The organism is Curtobacterium sp. MCPF17_003 (assembly GCF_003224385.1).
GTDB lineage: Bacteria > Actinomycetota > Actinomycetes > Actinomycetales > Microbacteriaceae > Curtobacterium > Curtobacterium flaccumfaciens.
Genome location: NZ_QKLC01000009.1, coordinates 116,379 through 134,655 on the forward strand (window position 1 = coordinate 116,379; position 18,277 = coordinate 134,655).

Here is an 18,277-nt window from a genome sequence, read left to right on the forward strand (position 1 = left end):
CTCCCGCAGCGTCGGCCGCCGCGTTGTTCACCCGGCGCGCGCGTCCCGTTCACGTCGTCGGCCCCACCGGGTCACGTCACGCCCGGAGCATGGGCAGCACCATGAGCGCACGCAGCGTGGAGCGCGGCACGTCCCCCCGGACCGTCGCCGTCGTGACCGAGAGCTTCCTGCCCACCCTCAACGGCGTGACCACCAGTGTCCTGGCGGTCCTCGACCACCTGGAACGACGGGGTCACCGCGCGGTCGTGATCGCCCCGGACACCCCCGGCCTCGCGCAGTTCCGGTCGCGCAGCGCCGTCGAGCGCTACCGCTCCTTCGACGTCCACCGCATCCCCGCCGTCGCCTACCGCCAGTTCCCGGTGGCACTCCCCCACCCGGTGCTCGACACGATCCTCGCCGCCTCCGGCGCCGACGTGCTCCACGCCGCCAGTCCGTTCCTGTTGGGTGGGCGCGCGATCACGGCAGCCGGGAGGCTCGGCATCCCCTCCGTCGCCGTCTTCCAGACCGACGTGGCCGGGTTCGCCCGCCGCAACGGCCTGACCGCGACCGTCCCGTTGGTGCGGAAGATCCTCGGACGCATCCACGCCGGCGCCTCGCTGACGCTCGCCCCGTCGAGCGCGACGGCCGCGATGCTCGCCGAGGAGGGCGTGCCCCGCGTCGCCCGCTGGGGTCGCGGCGTCGACACCGAGCTGTTCCACCCCGCGCGCCGGTCGACCGGGCACGTGCGGGGACTCCGTCGCCGCCTGGCCCCGAACGGCGAGACCATCGTCGGCTACGTCGGACGCCTGGCCCCGGAGAAGGAGGTCGAGCGGCTCGCCGAAATCGGCGGTGTCCCCGGCATCCGGGTCGTCGTGGCCGGAGGGGGTCCATCGCGGGCGATGCTCGAACGTCGGCTCCGGCACCTCGACGTCACCTTCACCGGTCCCCTGCGCGGCGACGCCCTCGCCGACGCGTACGCCGCGCTCGACCTGTTCGTGCACACCGGTCCGGCCGAGACCTTCGGGCAGACCCTGCAGGAGGCCCACGCCTCCGGCCTGCCCGTGATCGCGCCGGCGTCCGGCGGCCCGCTCGACCTGGTCGCCCCGGGGCTCGACGGCGAGCTCTACGACGCCGAGGCCCCGCAGGCCCTGCGGCACGCGGTCCTGCGGCTGCACCACGACCGCGCGCTGGCGGAGCGGATGGGTTCCGTCGGTCGACTCCGCGTCGAGGGAACCACCTGGGAAGCCGTCGGCGACCAGCTCCTCGACCACCACGACGCGGCCCGCACCATCGGCGCGCCGCCCGTCGGACGGGGCCTCCGGGCCGGTCGGGACGAGAAGGTCAGCGCCCGCGCATAGGATGGGTCGTGTTCCACACGAACACGAACGGCAAGGGCTCGCCGATCGGGCGAGCCCGTCCTATGGAAGGACGAGCTCATGGCTGAGCACACCGGCGGGGGTACGGCGACCGCGGTGCCCGACGCACGTATCGATGGGGAGCGTATCGATGCTCCACGGGCTTCTCGGACGCCACAGGGCACGCTCTACCGCGGTTCGATCGGGATGTGGTCGTGGGTCCTCCACCGCATCACCGGCGTGGCGATCTACTTCTTCCTGCTCGTGCACATCCTCGACACGGCGCTCGTGCGGCTCTCACCCGAGGCGTACAACGCGGTCATCGGCACGTACAAGACCCCGCTCATGAACCTCGGCGAGATCGCCCTGGTGATGGCCATCGTGTTCCACGCCTTCAACGGGCTACGGATCATCCTGATCGACTTCTGGTCGAAGGGCCCGAAGTACCAGCGGGCCATGTTCTGGATCGTCATGGTCCTGTGGGCGGTGGCGATCGCGGGCTTCCTGCCCCGCCAGCTCATGAACCTCGTCGCGGACTTCAACTGAGGGGCACGAAGATGACCACGCAGATCGTCGAACCTCCCCGCTCGGCCGCAGCCGCCCGCAGCACCACCAACTGGGAGAAGTGGGGCTGGATCTACATGCGCGCCTCGGGCGTGCTGCTCGTCGTGCTGATCTTCGGCCACCTCTTCGTCAACATGGTGGCGGGCGAAGGCGTCAAGCAGATCGACTTCGCCTTCGTCGCCGGCAAGTGGGCCAACCCCTTCTGGCAGGTCTGGGACTCGCTCATGCTGGTCCTCGCGCTCATCCACGGCTCGAACGGCATGCGCACGATCGTCAACGACTACGTGTCGAAGCCGGGCATCCGGAAGACGCTCCTCGTCGCGATCCTGGCCGCCTGCGTCGTGCTGATCGTCCTCGGGCTCCTCGTCTGCTGGACCTTCGACCCGTGCCCCGCCGGCGCCGCTGCCGCTGACCTGCCGTCCTTCTGCCCGGCGCAGTAGCACCACCACCGCTGCTGCCCGCGTTCCCACCGTCTACGGAAAGACCCCTGTGACCGAGACCACCGTCCACCACCACCAGTTCGACATCGTCATCATCGGCGCCGGAGGCGCGGGCATGCGAGCCGCGATCGAAGCCGGCCCGAAGGCGAAGACGGCCGTCATCTCGAAGCTCTACCCCACCCGGTCGCACACCGGTGCGGCACAGGGCGGGATGGCCGCGGCCCTCGCGAACGTCGAAGAGGACTCGTGGGAGTGGCACACCTTCGACACGATCAAGGGCGGCGACTACCTGGTCGACCAGGACGCCGCCGAGATCCTCGCGAAAGAGGCCATCGACGCCGTCATCGACCTCGAGAACATGGGCCTGCCGTTCAACCGCACGCCCGAGGGCAAGATCGACCAGCGCCGTTTCGGTGGCCACACCCGCGACCACGGCAAGTCCCCGGTCCGCCGGGCCTGCTACGCAGCAGACCGCACCGGGCACATGATCCTGCAGACGCTGTTCCAGAACTGCGTGAAGCTCGGCGTCGAGTTCTACAACGAGTTCTACGCGCTCGACCTCATCATGGTCGACGTCGTCGGTGACGACGGTGTCACCCGCCAGCAGCCGGCCGGCGTCGTCGCGTTCGAGCTCGCGACCGGTGAGCTGCACGTCTTCCACGCCAAGGCGATGATCTTCGCGACCGGCGGCTTCGGGAAGATGTACAAGACCACCTCGAACGCGCACACCCTGACCGGCGACGGCGTGGGCATCATCTGGCGCAAGGGCCTGCCGCTCGAGGACATGGAGTTCTTCCAGTTCCACCCGACCGGGCTCGCCGGGCTCGGCATCCTGCTGACCGAGGGCGCCCGCGGCGAGGGCGCCATCCTCCGGAACGCCTCGGGCGAGCGCTTCATGGAGCGGTACGCCCCCACCATCAAGGACCTCGCACCCCGTGACATCGTGGCGCGCTGCATGGTGCAGGAAGTCGCCGAGGGTCGGGGTGCCGGACCGAACAAGGACTACGTGCTGCTCGACTGCACGCACCTGGGCGCCGAGGTCCTCGAGACGAAGCTGCCGGACATCACCGAGTTCGCACGCACCTACCTCGGCGTCGACCCCGTCGTCGAACCGGTGCCCGTGATGCCGACCGCGCACTACGCGATGGGCGGGATCCCGACGAACGTCAAGGCCGAGGTCCTGTACGACAACACCACCGTCGTCCCCGGCCTGTACGCCGCCGGCGAGTGCGCCTGCGTCTCCGTGCACGGCTCCAACCGCCTCGGGACCAACTCGCTGCTCGACATCAACGTCTTCGGCAAGCGCTCGGGCAACAACGCCGCCGAATGGGTCCAGACCGCCGAGTTCCTCCCCCTGCCGGAAGACCCGGCGGCCGGCGTCCGCGGCATGCTCGACCAGCTCCGTGCCTCGACCGGCACCGAGCGCGTCTCCGCCCTCCGCAAGGAACTGCAGGAGGAGATGGACAAGAACGCCCAGGTGTTCCGCACGGACGAGTCGCTCGCCCGCGTCACCGAGACCCTGCACACGCTCCGCAACCGCTTCATGCAGGTCTCCGTGCAGGACAAGGGCAAGCGGTTCAACACCGACCTGCTCGAGGCCGTCGAGCTCGGGTTCCTGCTCGACCTGGCCGAGGTCGTCGTCTACTCCGCACGAAACCGCAAGGAGAGCCGCGGCGGTCACATGCGCGACGACTACCCGAAGCGCGACGACGAGAACTACATGCAGCACACCATGGCGTACCTGACGGGCGACCCGCACTCGTCACTCGCCGACGACCACATCACGCTCGACTGGAAGCCCGTCGTCATCACGCGGTACCAGCCGATGGAGAGGAAGTACTGAGATGACCGACACCCTGGTCTCCGACGCACCCCGCACCGGCACCGTGCAGGACGCTCCTCCCGGATCCTTCTCCGTCACGGTCATCGTCCGTCGCTTCGATCCCGACGTCGATGACGAGCCGCGCTGGCAGGACTTCGACGTCATGATGCTGCCGACCGACCGCATCCTCGACGCCCTGCACAAGATCAAGTGGGAGCAGGACGGGTCCCTGACCTTCCGCCGCTCGTGCGCACACGGCGTCTGCGGGTCCGACGCCATGCGCATCAACGGTCGCAACCGCCTGGCGTGCAAGACCCTGATCAAGGACCTCGACGTCTCGAAGCCGATCTACGTCGAGGCGATCAAGGGCCTGCCGCTCGAGAAGGACCTCGTCGTCGACATGGAGCCCTTCTTCCAGAGCTACCGCGAGGTGCAGCCGTTCCTGCAGTCCTCGTCGGCCCCGACGCCCGGCAAGGAGCGCGTGCAGTCCGTCGCCGACCGCGCCCGCTTCGACGACACCACGAAGTGCATCCTGTGCGCCGCGTGCACGTCGTCCTGCCCGGTGTTCTGGACCGACGGGCAGTACTTCGGCCCCGCAGCGATCGTGAACGCACACCGGTTCATCTTCGACTCCCGCGACGACGCCGCGAACGTCCGTCTCGACATCCTCAACGACAAGGAAGGCGTCTGGCGCTGCCGCACGACCTTCAACTGCACCGACGCGTGCCCCCGTGGCATCCAGGTGACGAAGGCGATCTCCGAGGTCAAGCAGGCGATCATGCGCGGCCGGGCGTAGTCCCGGCTCCGTCCAAGGCCCAGCACCACGCCGACCGATAGGCTCCCGACCATGACGCTCGCGGACACCCGCCCCATCCTCGACCAGCTCGGCTACACGACCCGGTACGTGCAGCTCCCCGGCGAGACCCTGCACGAACCGCCGGTCGAGGGGGCGCTCCGCATCGTCCAGACCGACGCGTCCGGCTACGCGCTCGAGGTCGTCGACTACGGCACGGCTCGACGTCTCGCGCAGGCCACGGGCGAGGACGACGCGGTGGAGATGCTGCGCCGGTTCCTGAACCGTCCGTTCCCGGAGCCGCGCGACATCCCCCGCCACGAGCTCGAGGGGCTCCGTGACCGTGCGGCGTCGACCTACCCGCAGCTCGCGCAGCAGGTCGCGCAGGCCGGCGAGCAGGGGCTGACCATCCAGATCCCGGCCGGCGTCCCCGTCGACCGCATCGGTGGCCCGGACGGCTACCTGCTGCACCCGCTCGACACCCCGCTGCCCAATCGGTCGCTCCCCCCGCACGTGGCCTCGTCGCCGGAGACCCACCGCTACGTCGTCGACCGGCCGTTCCTGGTGAACGTCCGTTTCGTCCAGCCGTGGTTCGAGCAGCCGGGCGGGGCCCTGCGCTTCCAGATCGCCGACCCGTCAGCCACCGTGCGTGACCTGGTCGTCGACGGCGCGCTCGTCCGTCTCCGGGTGGTCTGAGCCCTCCGACACACGAACAGCCCGCCCCACGCTCGACGCGTGGGGCGGGCTGTTCTCGTTCGTGGAGCTACCGCAGGTCGGGGCGGTCGTACTGCGCGCCGGCCGGGCTCGACGGCAGGCAGCCGAACACGATCGCGGCGGCGCTGACGAAGAGCGCGATGAGCCAGAACGGGCCTGCCAGGTTCGCGTCGTGCACGCGACGCCAGCCCAGGGCGATGCCCGGCACGATCGTGGCGAGCCACCAGAGGAAGTAGAGCGCGAGCAGCACGAAGGCGAACGGCGACGGCGCGCTGCTCCCCGTGGGGTTGCCGTACTCGTCGACGGCGCCACTCGCCCCGACCGTCGCGAAGAGGACGGCGTAGAACCCGCCGAACAGCACGATGGTCACGATGGCGTTGGCGAGCACCGCGTACCAGAACTCACTCCGGCTGGCGCGGCCGTCGAACCGGGCGTACTTCTTGAAGAACCGGGTGAACGCGTCGAGGAACCCGATGCCGTACCACGGTGCCCAGAGCGGCGGGACCCCGTCGGGACCGAGCGGGATCGGCTGCGCGAACTGCGGGTACGCACCGACGTACGGCTGCTGCCCGTAACCCGGCTGCTGCCCTTACTGAGGCTGCTGCCCGTAGCCCGGCTGCTGCCCGTACCCAGGCTGCTGCCCGTAGCCCGGCTGCTGCCCGTACCCAGGCTGCTCGCCGGAACCGGGCTGCTGCCCGTGGCCCGGCTGCCCCTGCGACTGGTCGCCGTCCGGCTGGCCCCACTGGGGCGTCCCGCCGTAGCTCATCGGTTCGTCTCGGGCCGGTCGTACCGCGCGCCCTGCGGGTTCGACGGCAGCAACCCGAAGACGATGCCGGCGACGCCGATGAACAGCGCGATGATCCAGAGCGCACCGGACAGGTTCGCGTCGTGCAGGCGTCGCCAGCCGAGAGCGAGCGACGGCACCAGCGTCGCGAGACCCCAGAGCGCCAGCAGGACGAGCACCACCCAGAAGACCGGCGGGACCGGGTCCACCACCTGGTACTCAGTGCCGTAGTAGTCGACCATCCGGGCGTTGAGGGTGGTGAGGCGGATGACCGTCCCGATGGCCACGAGTGCCCCGGTGACGATCGTGTTCGCCAGGAACCACCACCAGAACTCACTCCGGCTCGCACGACCGGTGAACGTGGCGTACTTCGCGAAGAAGCGCGCGACTGCCTTCGGGAACGAGATCCCGTACCACGGGGCCCATCGCGGCGGCGTCCCCCCGGCGTCGGTCTGCTGACCGGTCTGCTGCGGGGCCGCCCACTGCTGCGTGCTCTCGGTCATCGGGAGCCCTGCGGACGGTCGAAGCGCGCACCCTGGGGGTTCGAGGGCAGCAGGCCGAAGACGATGCCGACGATGCCGACGAAGATCGCGATGATCCACAGCGCGCCCGTCAGGTTCGCGTCGTGCAGGCGGCGCCAGCCGAGGGCGAGCGTCGGGACGATGATCGCGAGACCCCAGAGCAGGGAGACGATGCCGACGATGACGAAGAGCGCGGACGGCTCGGTGACGGTGGACTGGACGCTGGCCGACGTCGAGGACGACATCGACACGGTCGAGCGCTCGGAGGTCGCGAAGCCGATGCCGTACAGGATGCCGAGGACGATGCCGACGATCCCGTTCGCCAGGTACCACCACCAGAACTCGCTCCGGCTGGCCCGACCACTGAACGTCGCGTACTTCTTGAAGAAGCGGCCGAAGGCCTTGCCGAACGAGATCCCGTACCACGGTGCCCAGAGCGGCGGTTCGCCGTTCGGTCCGGTCGGCGGCTGCTGGCCGTACTGCGGTGCGCCGCCGTTCTGGGGTGTGCCGCCGAACTGGGCGTTCGGCTGGTTGTTCGGATCCTGCGGGTACTGGTCGCTCACGTGGTCCCCCTCGAGTGTTGGCTGATGTTCACGGTCGAGTCAACCAGAACTCCTGAGAGGCCGTCAGAACCGGTACCGCGCGTCAGCCCTGCAGCGGACGGTCGTACTGCTGCCCCTGCGGGTTCGACGACATCAGGCCGACGATCAGCGAGAACAGGATGCCGATCGGCGGGATGACGAACAACAGCGCGAGCAGGCCGCTGAGGTTCACGTCGTGCAGCCGCCGCACGGTCAACGCGATGAAGCCGAGCGCGCAGGCCAGGTTCCAGAGGCTGCCGAGACCGTCGGAACCGTCGTCGATGAACGGCAGCACGTTGAACCCGTTGCCGATGATGCCCGCGGCCGCCGAACCGATCAGGTACCAGAGCGCCCAGAACCAGTACTCCGACTGGCTGGCCCGGCCGTCGAACCGCACGTACTTCTTCCAGAAGCGCAGGAACGCCTGGGGGAACGGGATGCCGTACCAGGGCGCCCAGAGCGGCGGCTCGGACCTGCCGCCACTCGGCCGCCCCGGACCGGGCTGCGCGGACTGGCCGTACGGGTCCCGGGGCGGGTACTGGTCACTCATCGTGGGGTTCCTTCCGGCGGGGCTGTCGGTCCACACAGAGTGTGGCACTCCCTCGAGCCGGCGAGCGTCCTCCGTGCGAACGACTCTGGCCCCGACCGTGCACCTGACCCGACCGTGCGGTCAGGGCAGGAGCGCGAGCTTGCCCCCGGGGTGCCCGGACTCCAGCAGCTCCGCCGCCGCCTTCGCCTCGGCCAGCGGGAAGGTCCGCGCCACCGGGACCTCGAGCTGTCCGGCGCCGGCGAGGTCGATGAGCCGCTGCCGCACCGAGTCACGGAACGCCTTGCTGGCCGGCTGCGCGCCGCCCACCGCGGCGATGCCGTCCGATGCAGCCCGCGCCTGCGCGGCGATCGTGACGATGCGTGACCGGTCCGCGACCAACGCGAGCGAGACGTCGACGGCCTCGTCGGTGCCGACGCAGTCCAGTGCCACGTCGATGCCGGAGGGTGCGAGGTCACGGACACGCGCCTCCAGGCCGTCGCCGTACTGGACCCACTCGCCACCGAAGCGTCGCACGACGTCCGCACCACGTTCCGACGCGGTTCCGATGACGCGGGTGCCGAGCAGCCGCAGCTGCTGGAGCAGGCTGACGCCGACCGCGCCCGAGGCGCCGTGCACCAGGACGGTGTCGCGCCCCTCGGCGCGGGTGACGCGGAGCATGTCGGCGGCGGTCGAGCCGGCGAGGAGCAGGTTGGCGGCCTCCGGGAAGCCGAGCGACGCGGGCTTCGCGAAGACGTCGGCCGCGGGCACCGTGACCGACTCCGCCCAGCCGCCGCTGATGCGGAACGCCAGGACCTCGTCGCCGACCGCTCCCCCGCCGGACGCGATCTGCGTGTCGGGGCCGACGGCGGCCAGGACGCCGGCGATCTCGTACCCGACGGCGATGGGCAGGTCCGCGGGATCGCCCTGACGGGTGTGCTTGGTGTCCGCCGGGTTCATGCCGGCGGCGCGGACGGCGATGGTGACCTCGCCGGAGGCGGGCGCCGGCACCTCGGTGTCGACGTACTCGAGGACTTCGCTGCCGCCGAACCGTGGTGCCACCCAGTGCTTCGTCATGCGTGCGACGGTACGCCGATGGCCTGCTGGCGGGACGAGCCACGATCGACTGACCGGCCTCGTGCTGCCCTTCCGGCACGACGCCGGATGGTCACGAGTGCTCGCGCCGGTCAGGGCGTGGTCGCTTCCGTAGCTCCTGGTACCAGGCGGAGCCTTCGACACGGCGGACGAGATCTTCGACGGCCGCCTCGCGGTCGCCGCTCTCGCGAGTCGATTCATCCGTGCCGCGATCGCTGGTCGTGGACACTCGCCATCCGTACCGTTCAGCTCCGCACGCGACTGACTCATGGAATGACCACCGCCTTTCGGACAAGCGTCGGACGCCAACCGAGGTCGAATCTCCGTGCCGGGCCAGGCGCAGTGGTGCGAGTCACGCTCGCCGGCATCGCCGTCTTCGGACAGCCAGGCTCGGCGCACACCCGGGGCCGCGGAAGGACGAATCGAGTGATTCGGGACTAGATGCTTCCCACTTGTGTACCCGGAGAAGACCCACTCACGATCTCGATCGCCTCGGCGAGCGAACGCTCCCGGACCCAAGCAAGCCGGTAGACCAGTGACCACTCGATGTCGGAGAGCGTTCGCACGATGTGTTCCTCACCGTCGATGTGCCACCGAAGCTCTCTGTCTGAATTGTCCTCAATCAGGTCGACTCCTGCAGGCGTCATCGCCTTCCCGTCGAACCACGGCGCATCATTTCGGGCTTCACCTTCTCGCACCAAGACGTAGCGCTCGGCGTCGGCCAAACAGCTGAACCACGCGAGAGGCCAGCTGCTCCCCTTGTCACGAATCTCGAACTTGTACCCAGAGCCGTCGGAAGCAATCCGGAAAGCGGTCTCCGGTGTGCCGTACTCGAAAACGATCCGCTCATCGCGCTTGATGCCGGGTATCGAAGAGAGGTCCGGCGGTTCATTGCCCACGAACGCTCCGAGCAGATCGGCGTCAAGTCGCCGAAGGCCAGTCCGATCAATCAAGCGTGAAAGCCCTTCTCGTCATCGACGGCAGCATTCCTTCGTCAGGTCTGCTCCGCAGCATCGTCATCGCATCGACCGGAGTTCCGCGTGAGGTCACGACCTGTACGTGCGGACCGCCGCCCGGCTGACCGAATGCCGCGTCGATACGACTCACCTTGAGCTCCCGCCCGCGATCCCGGTCGACCGCGTCGGTGGGCCGGATGGTTGGCTCCTCAACCCGTTCGGCGCGTCGTTCGAGTCGAGGCCACTCCCGCCCAACGCCTTGTCGCTCCCGTCGAGCGTGCACCCTCACGTCACCGACGGCATCGTGCTCGTGCATGCGCAGATCACACTTCCGTGGTTTGGCAGCCCGGCGGAGCGATCCGGTTCTCCATCGCCGAGGACACCGTGACGATCCGGGACCTGCTCGTCTGCGGTCAGCTCCGGAGGATGCCCGGCAGCGACTGATCAGACGGTGGCATCGGCGAACGCTGCACGGCCATCCCACAAGTGCTCGGGCTTGCCTCCGAAGCACTTCTGCCGACCGTCCGATTCGGCACGAAAGAACACTCGATCCGCACGGACCCACTTCGGATAGCTCATCGTCCTCAGTCATCTCACGGAGACAGCTCGGTGAATCTCGGTGACGTCGTTCGCCTGCAGGGAGGCCCACACTTCATCCACAGCGGAAGCGGAATCCAGCGTTTCGTCAGCAATGAGATAACGGCCGCCGTTGCCCGGCTGGACACGAACACGAGAGGTCGACGTCTGCACGATTCCAAGACGATCAGAAACCCACGTGCGCTGCCCGATTACCGGCGCGAACTTGCCTCGTCCTTCGGCTGCCACGGCAGCGTCATCGTCATAGACCGCTGCCGAATCCGGATCCCAAGCTGACACGAGGCCCCGCAGTACGCCCTCGACGAGGTCGGAGTCGATCGAGAGACGCTCTCCGTCGCGCAGTGGACCCGCGATAGTGATCTGCACCGTGTTGGAAGGCATGCGCTTCACTGCCCTCGCGGATCCGACCCGGAATCTCAGCGCAAGATGACCAGCGCTGCCCTCGCGGTACACGTTCAGGATGTACCCGCGTGCCGGGAATGCGACCCCCTCGGCGTCACGGTAGACGTGTGCGGAGAGCACCAAGGCGAGAGTTGCAGGATCCGGTAGGATACTGCGGTCATCGTCGGTGAGCGTCCACCCGTCGCCAGGGCCAAGGAATTCGTCGTACGCGGCGAGCTGGTCTGCGATTCGTCCAGCCAAGTGTCCGGGCAGCTCTTCTCGTGCGTCCCACACGGCACGAGCGTTCACCTGCGCAGTCCGGAGCCAAGAAGGAAAAGGCATCCGACAAATACTCCGTTCTCATCGGCGTCAAGATGACCGTCAGATCATCGCCGTCGTTCCCCACGCCTCGAAGAAGCCGTCGAACGGCGTCCGCTGCGTACGGATCCCACACATGCCATTCTAATCGAGCCCCTTCAGGCAAGGCGGCGATCTGGTCCTCGGCCTGCTCGATCATCTTGGGAATCCGCTTGCTCCAGTACGGACCAGACGGGTCCGCGAACGCAATTCCTCGGTCCAATGCCTTCGCATCGAAGAACACCTGCTGTAGGGGGTGTCCGCGTTCAGTCATGCCGTCGAAGTCGACGGTAGCGCCGTCTTCCGTACCGCGTGCCCGTCAGCGGTCCGGCACCACGGTCCACCGCTCCTCGATCACCGAAAAGTCCGACACCGCGAATCGCCCCACAATCTCGCGCCCTCGAGGAGCCCAGGTCGTGGAAGGTTCCGGAACGCGCCCAATCACCACAGAGACCCGAACTGAGTTAGTGCCCGAGGAACTTCTTGCGGAGCTCCTTGTGCCGGACGAATCCTTGCACACGGTTCACAAAATCGTCGACGGCTGCGGAGCGGTCCGAATAGTCGTTGACGGACTCCTCCGTGCTTCGTTCGTTCGTCGTTGAGACCCGCCATCCGTCTGCAGTCTTGTAGATGCAAGAGGTGTCCACGTCGTTGGAGGGCCGCCGCATCCAGCAGAAGGGAACACCTGCGGCTTCGGCAAGGGCGAGTTCGCGCGTGGCGTCGATGTCATCCATGAGTTCGTCCTGTTCTCAGTGCCGAAGGAGTTCGCGGAGCACGCCGAGCGCCTGGAGGATCCCGAGCGGCAGCGGCATCTCATCGGTTCAGCGCCAATCCCAGGAGAACTTTCACTCGAGCGCGTCGAGCGCGTCGAGCGCCGAGGGATCCAGGTCTGAGTGAAGTCGCGAGAAGTTCCCCTTGACCAGATCCATCCCGCAGATCAAGTCGTTGTCGACGGAGGCCCAGTCGATCTGTGACAGCGTCTCATAGTCGCGCATGACCTCCTCGAGATCACGGTGAACCGTGTCGGGAAGCGACTCCGCTTCGATCCAGGACTCACCGGGTGTCGCACTGCGCCCCTTCCCGATCAGTTGCACTACTGCTTGGCTGAGAGCGACATCCACGACCAAGTGCGGTCCTTCCGTTCAGGCCAGGTCGCCCGGGCGGGGCTGAATGCCGGATCCACCTTCACGCTCTTTGTGATCGCCGGGTTGTTCTTCAGAGGCGGGATCCGCTCCCAATCGTTCCTCCACCGCCGCCCGTACCCAATATCCGTTGTTACGCTCGTGGCATGACGTTCGAACAGCTTCGCGCTGACCTCGATGGCCGGGGCTTCGGCCTGGAGCTGGTAATCCTCCCTGGCGATCCGCCAGCCGGGCCCCCTCCCGAGGGTGCACTCCGGGTGGTGCAGGTCGGGCAGGCCTTCGAAGTGCAGTGCATCGACTACGGGCAGCCTCGGGTCGTCGTCAAGGCCCCTGACGAGGACGCGATCGGGCGAGCACTTCTGGGGTTCCTCGACCGGCCGATCCCGCCGGTGCTGACGATGGCCCCGTCGGAGGTCTCCGCGATCGAGGACAGACTCGCTCCGTACTATCCGCAGCTCCGCGAGCAGATCACGGCGAGTGGTGGTGCGAGCTTGATCCAACTCCCGCCTGGGATCCTCGTGGACCGCATCGGCGCGTTCGACGGCTGGCTCTTGACCCAGCTCAACGCTTCGTTCGAGTCTCGCTCCCTGCCGCCGACGGCGCTTCGGGAGCCTTCCGGAGTGCACCAGTTCGTGACCGAGGCGACCGTGCTCGTGCGAGCATCGATCGTGCCTGCCTGGTTCGGACAGCCCGGCGGTGCCATCCGCTACACGATCGCCGACGAGTCTGTGACCATCCGCGACCTCCTCGTCGAAGGTTCTCTTCGACGGATCTCCGTGCCTGTCAAAGCGCAGACTCCTTAGCCAAGCCGAAGCGATCGAGCGCGACTCGGGGATCGGTTTCCGGTCTACCGGACTCGATGACGGAAGCCCTTCTGGTCATCGACCGCAGAATTCCTTCCTTAGGTCTGCCCCGCAGCATCGTCATCGCATCGACCGGATTTCCACCTGAGGTCACGGCCTGCACCTGCAGACCGCCACCCGGCTAACCGAATGCCGTGCTCGTGCATGCGCAGACCACACTTCCGTGATTCGGGCAGCCCGGCAGAGCTCCGGAAGATCACCGGCAGCGACTGCTCCGACAGTGGGATCGGCGAACCCTGCGCGGCCATCAGCCGCAAGCGTTCGGGTTGCCTCCGAAGCCACTTCTCACTCGGGGAGGGCCGCCCCCGAGAATGCTCGCCGAGAGTCGACCTCGAGCGCACCCCGTTCGATGTCAGCTACGGGTACCCGCGCGACCGTTGCGAACTGCACCGCCGGGGCGATGAACCGCCCGCCTCCGAACCACGCTCGGTGAGGAGATCCGCGGACCGTCCATTCCAGAAGGTTCCTCTCGTTCTCCACACTCAGCGACATCCCATCGGGGAGTTCCTCGGGACGGTCGAGGAGCCAGTGCCCCAGCTCAAGGCCGGCCCGATAGCGAAGGGCACCAGACGCTGAAGCGGCAATCCGCCGCGCAGCGTCCTCGCCTGCTTCGAACGCCACCCCGGTCCAGTCACCGGATCCCCTGTCGCCTTTCCACGCGTGAACGGCTCCGCCTCGAACGACGTAGCGCTCCAGCGTCTCCCGATCACCGAACTCGACGAGCCCCGGCTCCGTCACGACCAGATCGTGTCCAGCGCGGCGCAGGAGGTCTTCGAGGAGTTCGAGGTGCGGGATAGCGATGCGTTCGTCCCTCACGACGGGATGCCGAGCTCGCGGAGGTCCGCAGACGAGCGGAAACTCACGGGAGGACCGGGGTCGATGAACCTGACTTGGCCCCCTTCCTGATGCCCGAATGCTGGAGCGATCTCGCTCACCTCGATCTTCAGCCCCTGCCCCTCGAAAGCAGCGGCGTCAAAGTCGTACGTCCGGTAGGCCTCGCTGAGGTTGGACGGTGGAAGGGCGCGCTGTTCGAACGAGGTCCCCGCGAACGAGAAGAAGTTGCCGGACTCCTTGCCCAGCCGGTCGAGTTTTGAGCCGTATCGCTTGACGAACCCGTGCGGATTTAACCAGTTGATGAGGTGCCCGGCGACGGCGTCAGCGTTGCCGGGGTCCTCGGGCAGGTACGACTGCCGTTCCTCGTTCCAGTCGATGTAACGGTCTTCCCAGCTGTCCCGCGTGAGGTAATTGCCGTCGGCGTCCTTACCGTATTCGTCGTATCTCCGTGCCGATCGAAGCGCAGACTGGGTAGCGACAATCGGTTCGGGCACCCGTGCGCTGAGACCGGTGACAGCAGAGTGGCCCCGAGCTGGATCAGTCACCTGACGAACGCCTTTATTGTGATCATGGGGCCAGCCCGGCTCGCGGGTCTCCTTCGAGGAACTGCGCAGCGTCGACCGCCGCACCGTCGGGAGCGATGATCTGCACCTGAAGACCGCCGCTGGGCTTGGCAAATGCGGGGTCGATCCGACTGACCTCGATCGAGTACCCGTTACCCCTGAGCGCGACGGTGTCGATGTGGAACACGGAGTCGAGTACCGCACAATGCGCTGCAGGTCAGCAGTCCGGCAGGGAGCCAAGGACTGCCTACCGTGCGGCCGAAGACGCAGCTGCGGCGAACGCTGCGCGGGAATCAGCCGCAAGCGCGCACGATTCGATCAGCGCGATGGGCACGCGCGCCACGGTGGAGAATTGCAGCGCCGATCCCTTCGGGAGCGCGCCGCCGAACCGGGCTCGGTGTTCCGTTCCCGAAGCGACCCACCGGAGGACGATACCGTCGCCGTCAGGGTGCAACGCAAACCCTTCAGGGAGCTCCTCTTCGCGGTCGAGGAGCCAATGTGCGATCGGCAAACCACGGGCCTCGCGCAGGTATCCGCTGGCGTCCGCGACGATCCACCGTTCCGCATCAGCCGCCGACTCGAACTCTGTGCCTGTCAGCGCGCCCGTCCCTCGGTCTCCGCGCCACTCGACCACCGAGGTGTCCGACACCGCGAACCGCCGCATCGTCTCGAAATCGCCGTACTGGACCCTGTGCGGCTCGACGACGACGCGGTCGTTCCCGGCCCGCCGGAGGGCACTCTCGAGGAGTTCCAGGTGACGAAACACCCCCGGAGGGTCCTTGATCATGACAGGACCCCGAACCTCTTGAGGTCAGTTACGGAAACGAACTGGGGAGGATCTCCGGGCCGGAAGAAACGCACCTGCAGTCCCCCGCCAGGATGGCCGAAGGCCGGAGCGATCTCGCTCACCTCGATCTTCAGCCCCTGCCCCTCGAAAGCAGCGGCGTCGAAGTCGTACTTCCGATAGGCATCGCTGAGGTTGGACGGTGGAAGGGCGCGCTGTTCGAATGAGGTCCCCGGGAAGGAGAAGAAATTGCCGGACTCCTTCCCGAGCCGGTCGAGTTGCGGGCCGTACTGCTCGACGAACCTGTGCGGATCCACCCAGTCGATGCGGTGCCCGGCGACGGCGCCGGCGTTGCCGGGGTACTCGGGCAGGTACGACTGCCAGTCCTCGTTCCAGTCGATGTACCGGTCTTCCCAGCCGTCCCGCGTGAGGTAGTTGCCGTCGGCGTCCTTGCCGTACAGGCCGTTCGGATTGCCCCAGTCGTCGACGAGAGCGCGCACTTCGTCGCTCATCCCCGCGCCCTTGTACGTCGGGTCGTCAGGAGCTCGGTAGTTCTCACCGAGCTCGTCGAAGTGGAGGTGCGGCTGGCCGTAGCCGGGCCGCTCGGCATCGCCCCGGGCCGACTCGTCACGCTCCCAGCCGGGACCACTGGGATCGTCGGAGAACACCGGGTCCGTCGAACGGTCGTAGTGGTGCGGGGGCGGAGTCCCGGACCCGTCGTGCCCGTCGCCGTCCGGCCGACCACCACCGGCGCCGTGATCGGCATCCGTGCCGTGGCCCGACCCACCGTGCCCGGCCGAATCGCCCCCGTGCCCTGCCCCGCCGTGCGACCCCGACGTCGAACCGCCGTCGCCTGTCGCCGTCTCACCGTGCTCCCCGCGCCCACCGGCCCCCACGAGCGCCGGCTCCCGCTCCGGCGCGTGCACCGTCGCGTCGCCGCCGTCGGCCCGCGCGTTCGCGTCGCTCCCCGCCCGCACGTCCGTGTCCGCCTCGGTCCGAGCCGGCGGCACCTCGACGTCGGTGTCGCCGTGCCGTCCGTGCAGGTAGTCGCCGAGCCCGGTCTTGAAGTCGGCGAGGCGCCCGGTCGACCCGACCGCGTCGTCACCGACACCCTTGGTCATGATCGTCTTGAGCTCATCGAGCCTCGGCAGCACCTTGGTCAGGCCCTTCGAGACCCACGCGCCGGCATCGACGAGATCGAGGTACTTCCCCGCCTTGCCGACGGCCCCCGCGACTTCGCCGACCTTGCCGACGGCGCCGAGCTTGCCCGCCTGCCCGACGATCGGGACGGCGATCGAGCCGATCCCCCACAGCGCCTGCCCGGCGGCGCGACCGGGGTCCCTGCCCCATTCGTCCCAACCGACGGTGGCCTTGATCACCTGGGTCCACGCCGCACGCTGGAGGTCGGGGTCCTTCTGCATGGTCTGCGTGTTGACGCCCGTGAGGGCGAGGACTCCGCTCCACGACGTCGCCGCGGTCTCCAGGTGGAAGCCCGTGCCGTCCAGACCGACGAGGGTGCCGAGCCCCTTCACGGTGCCCCAGATGCCGTCGACGACGACGCCCTTGAGCATGTTCGGCAGGAAGTCGACGGTCTTCTCGGAGCACGATTCCTTGCGCTCCGACGCGGTCCCCCACGGCAGCTTCGTGCCGGCGGGCAGTTCGTCGTACCCGTAGGCGAGGGCGTCGTCCGAGCCACTGCCGCTCATCGCGTGCAGCGGTTGCAGGCCGGACAGCCCGCGGATGGTGTTCGCGCAGGAGCGCTCGGCGGCCTGGTACGCCACCACCTGGGCGGCGACGCCGTTGATGATCGCGTTGTTCTCGTCGGTCAGGGTCTCGTCCTGGTCCCAGGACTCGACGGTCGCGTTGTTGCCGTACTCGGTCGTCGCCGTCGTCGGGGTGAACGCATCGACGTCGCGGTGCAGCTGCTCGGCCCGCGTGACGTACGCCTTGAGCGCGGCGACGATCGGCGTGACCTCGGTGACGAACGTGTCGAGCGCCTTCGCAGCGGTGTCCAGGTCGTCGCCGAACGTCGTGCCCTGGGGCCCGATGGGCGTCATGACCGCGAAGAGTTCCTGATCGCTCGGGCCCTCGTAGGAACCGGAGATGCCGCTCCAGGCGGTGACGATGTCGGCCGTGCCGTCGCGGACGGCGGACGCGACGGTTCGCAGCGAAGCGGCGCCGCTCGTGATCGCCTCGAGCTGGACGTCCGTGTACGGGATGGCTCCCGTCTTGACGACGCCGGTCACCGGTCGAACATCCCGTCGAACGCGCGGAAGTCGCCGTTGGTGGACGCCGTGACGGCGTTCGCCTGTGCCGTGGCAGCACCCATCTCGTCGTCGCCGTGGACGATGGCACGTGTCGCGCCGGCAGCGCCGTACAGCGACGCCTGGATCCGGTTCTGGATCCCCGTCAGTGTGGCCTGCCGGTGTTCGAAGAACCCGGCGAGCGCCTCACCGATCACCTGGGACTGTGCTGCCGTCGCTGCGTCCTGCACGACTGCTCCGACGCCCTGGATCGATCCGTCCGCGGATCCGCCCAGAGCGTTGTTCATCGTCGTGGTCTTGGTCGACACGTCCGTCAGCACAGCTTCGACCCCGGCGGGGTCGACCCGCCATCCGTCGACCAC

Annotated in this window: 23 protein-coding genes and 1 pseudogene; 8 read left to right on the forward strand and 16 right to left on the reverse strand. The window is 68.1% G+C overall.

Translation table 11 applies throughout. The features are described from left to right. Positions 1 to 101: 101 nt before the first annotated feature. From DEJ30_RS10880 to DEJ30_RS10905, 6 genes are all read left to right on the forward strand, one after another. A complete protein-coding gene (locus tag DEJ30_RS10880) occupies positions 102 to 1,337 on the forward strand; it encodes a glycosyltransferase family 1 protein (RefSeq protein WP_258369901.1) in 1,236 nt (411 codons plus the stop codon). Positions 1,338 to 1,415: 78 nt separating this feature from the next. Beyond that, entirely contained in the window at positions 1,416 to 1,880 is a 465-nt protein-coding gene (gene sdhC / locus DEJ30_RS10885) for a succinate dehydrogenase, cytochrome b556 subunit (protein WP_110861304.1), read from the forward strand. An 11-nt stretch (positions 1,881 to 1,891) separates the two neighbouring features. Next, a complete protein-coding gene (gene sdhD / locus DEJ30_RS10890) occupies positions 1,892 to 2,338 on the forward strand; it encodes a succinate dehydrogenase, hydrophobic membrane anchor protein (RefSeq protein WP_027466446.1) in 447 nt (148 codons plus the stop codon). Positions 2,339 to 2,387: 49 nt separating this feature from the next. Next, a complete protein-coding gene (sdhA, locus tag DEJ30_RS10895; RefSeq protein WP_110861306.1) occupies positions 2,388 to 4,181 on the forward strand; it encodes a succinate dehydrogenase flavoprotein subunit in 1,794 nt (597 codons plus the stop codon). A 1-nt stretch (position 4,182) separates the two neighbouring features. Then, a complete protein-coding gene (locus DEJ30_RS10900) occupies positions 4,183 to 4,956 on the forward strand; it encodes a succinate dehydrogenase iron-sulfur subunit (protein ID WP_110861308.1) in 774 nt (257 codons plus the stop codon). 51 nt (positions 4,957 to 5,007) lie between these two features. Beyond that, the gene (locus tag DEJ30_RS10905; RefSeq protein WP_110861310.1) at positions 5,008 to 5,649 is read left to right on the forward strand and encodes a TNT domain-containing protein; all 642 of its coding nucleotides are present in this window, start codon (positions 5,008 to 5,010) and stop codon (positions 5,647 to 5,649) included. 67 nt (positions 5,650 to 5,716) lie between these two features. Here DEJ30_RS10905 and DEJ30_RS10910 read toward each other — a convergent pair whose 3' ends face one another. The 7 genes from DEJ30_RS10910 to DEJ30_RS10935 form a co-directional block, all read right to left on the reverse strand. After that, positions 5,717 to 6,193, reverse strand: coding sequence for a DUF805 domain-containing protein (locus tag DEJ30_RS10910; protein ID WP_110861312.1), 477 nt, complete (start codon positions 6,191 to 6,193; stop codon positions 5,717 to 5,719). Positions 6,194 to 6,256: 63 nt separating this feature from the next. Continuing rightward, a complete protein-coding gene (locus tag DEJ30_RS18190) occupies positions 6,257 to 6,433 on the reverse strand; it encodes a hypothetical protein (RefSeq protein WP_181420106.1) in 177 nt (58 codons plus the stop codon). Beyond that, positions 6,430 to 6,954 carry a DUF805 domain-containing protein gene (locus tag DEJ30_RS10915; protein WP_110861314.1) on the reverse strand — a complete coding sequence of 175 codons (525 nt, stop codon included), beginning with the start codon at positions 6,952 to 6,954 and terminating at the stop codon, positions 6,430 to 6,432. The genes DEJ30_RS18190 and DEJ30_RS10915 overlap by 4 nt, the downstream gene beginning before the upstream one ends. Then, on the reverse strand, positions 6,951 to 7,535 hold the full coding sequence (locus DEJ30_RS10920) for a DUF805 domain-containing protein (protein ID WP_110861316.1): 585 nt from the start codon (positions 7,533 to 7,535) through the stop codon (positions 6,951 to 6,953). The genes DEJ30_RS10915 and DEJ30_RS10920 overlap by 4 nt, the downstream gene beginning before the upstream one ends. Before the next feature lie 82 nt (positions 7,536 to 7,617). Continuing rightward, positions 7,618 to 8,103: a DUF805 domain-containing protein gene (locus DEJ30_RS10925; RefSeq protein ID WP_110861318.1), complete on the reverse strand. Its 486-nt coding sequence runs from the start codon at positions 8,101 to 8,103 to the stop codon at positions 7,618 to 7,620. 120 nt (positions 8,104 to 8,223) lie between these two features. Beyond that, positions 8,224 to 9,156 carry an NADP-dependent oxidoreductase gene (locus DEJ30_RS10930; protein ID WP_110861320.1) on the reverse strand — a complete coding sequence of 311 codons (933 nt, stop codon included), beginning with the start codon at positions 9,154 to 9,156 and terminating at the stop codon, positions 8,224 to 8,226. 455 nt (positions 9,157 to 9,611) lie between these two features. Further along, entirely contained in the window at positions 9,612 to 10,073 is a 462-nt protein-coding gene (locus DEJ30_RS10935; RefSeq protein WP_146238565.1) for a hypothetical protein, read from the reverse strand. 160 nt (positions 10,074 to 10,233) lie between these two features. On the opposite strand from DEJ30_RS10935, the pseudogene DEJ30_RS18665 reads away from it, so the two are divergent. Beyond that, a pseudogene (locus tag DEJ30_RS18665) lies at positions 10,234 to 10,419 on the forward strand (hypothetical protein); the annotation flags it as partial. A gap of 299 nt (positions 10,420 to 10,718) precedes the next feature. On the opposite strand, the gene DEJ30_RS17860 reads toward DEJ30_RS18665, so the two are convergent. The 3 genes from DEJ30_RS17860 to DEJ30_RS10950 all read right to left on the reverse strand — a co-directional run bounded on the left by DEJ30_RS17860 (position 10,719) and on the right by DEJ30_RS10950 (position 12,586). Then, complete coding sequence (locus DEJ30_RS17860; protein WP_146238566.1) at positions 10,719 to 11,402, reverse strand: hypothetical protein; 684 nt, start codon at positions 11,400 to 11,402, stop codon at positions 10,719 to 10,721. A 527-nt stretch (positions 11,403 to 11,929) separates the two neighbouring features. Then, positions 11,930 to 12,199 carry a hypothetical protein gene (locus DEJ30_RS10945; RefSeq protein WP_110861326.1) on the reverse strand — a complete coding sequence of 90 codons (270 nt, stop codon included), beginning with the start codon at positions 12,197 to 12,199 and terminating at the stop codon, positions 11,930 to 11,932. A 111-nt stretch (positions 12,200 to 12,310) separates the two neighbouring features. After that, positions 12,311 to 12,586, reverse strand: coding sequence for a hypothetical protein (locus DEJ30_RS10950; protein ID WP_110861328.1), 276 nt, complete (start codon positions 12,584 to 12,586; stop codon positions 12,311 to 12,313). 167 nt (positions 12,587 to 12,753) lie between these two features. Between DEJ30_RS10950 and DEJ30_RS10955 the strand changes: the two genes are divergently transcribed. After that, complete coding sequence (locus DEJ30_RS10955) at positions 12,754 to 13,410, forward strand: TNT domain-containing protein (protein WP_110861330.1); 657 nt, start codon at positions 12,754 to 12,756, stop codon at positions 13,408 to 13,410. Between the two features lie 345 nt (positions 13,411 to 13,755). Here the strand turns inward: DEJ30_RS10955 and DEJ30_RS10960 are convergent, their stop codons facing one another. Genes DEJ30_RS10960 through DEJ30_RS10980 form a run of 6 tightly spaced genes read right to left on the reverse strand, consistent with a single transcriptional unit; the run spans position 13,756 to position 18,277 of the window. Beyond that, entirely contained in the window at positions 13,756 to 14,286 is a 531-nt protein-coding gene (locus tag DEJ30_RS10960; protein ID WP_110861332.1) for a hypothetical protein, read from the reverse strand. Continuing rightward, positions 14,283 to 14,849, reverse strand: coding sequence for a TNT domain-containing protein (locus DEJ30_RS18195; protein WP_181420100.1), 567 nt, complete (start codon positions 14,847 to 14,849; stop codon positions 14,283 to 14,285). Before DEJ30_RS18195 ends, DEJ30_RS10960 begins: the two co-directional genes overlap by 4 nt. 22 nt (positions 14,850 to 14,871) lie before the next feature. Then, positions 14,872 to 15,054, reverse strand: coding sequence for a hypothetical protein (locus DEJ30_RS18200; RefSeq protein ID WP_181420101.1), 183 nt, complete (start codon positions 15,052 to 15,054; stop codon positions 14,872 to 14,874). Positions 15,055 to 15,114: 60 nt separating this feature from the next. Further along, positions 15,115 to 15,654 carry a hypothetical protein gene (locus DEJ30_RS10970; protein ID WP_110861336.1) on the reverse strand — a complete coding sequence of 180 codons (540 nt, stop codon included), beginning with the start codon at positions 15,652 to 15,654 and terminating at the stop codon, positions 15,115 to 15,117. After that, the gene (locus tag DEJ30_RS10975) at positions 15,651 to 17,897 is read right to left on the reverse strand and encodes a TNT domain-containing protein (RefSeq protein ID WP_110861338.1); all 2,247 of its coding nucleotides are present in this window, start codon (positions 17,895 to 17,897) and stop codon (positions 15,651 to 15,653) included. Before DEJ30_RS10975 ends, DEJ30_RS10970 begins: the two co-directional genes overlap by 4 nt. Continuing rightward, positions 17,894 to 18,277 (reverse strand): DUF6507 family protein, encoded by a 384-nt coding sequence (locus DEJ30_RS10980; protein ID WP_110861340.1) that lies wholly within the window; start codon positions 18,275 to 18,277, stop codon positions 17,894 to 17,896. Before DEJ30_RS10980 ends, DEJ30_RS10975 begins: the two co-directional genes overlap by 4 nt.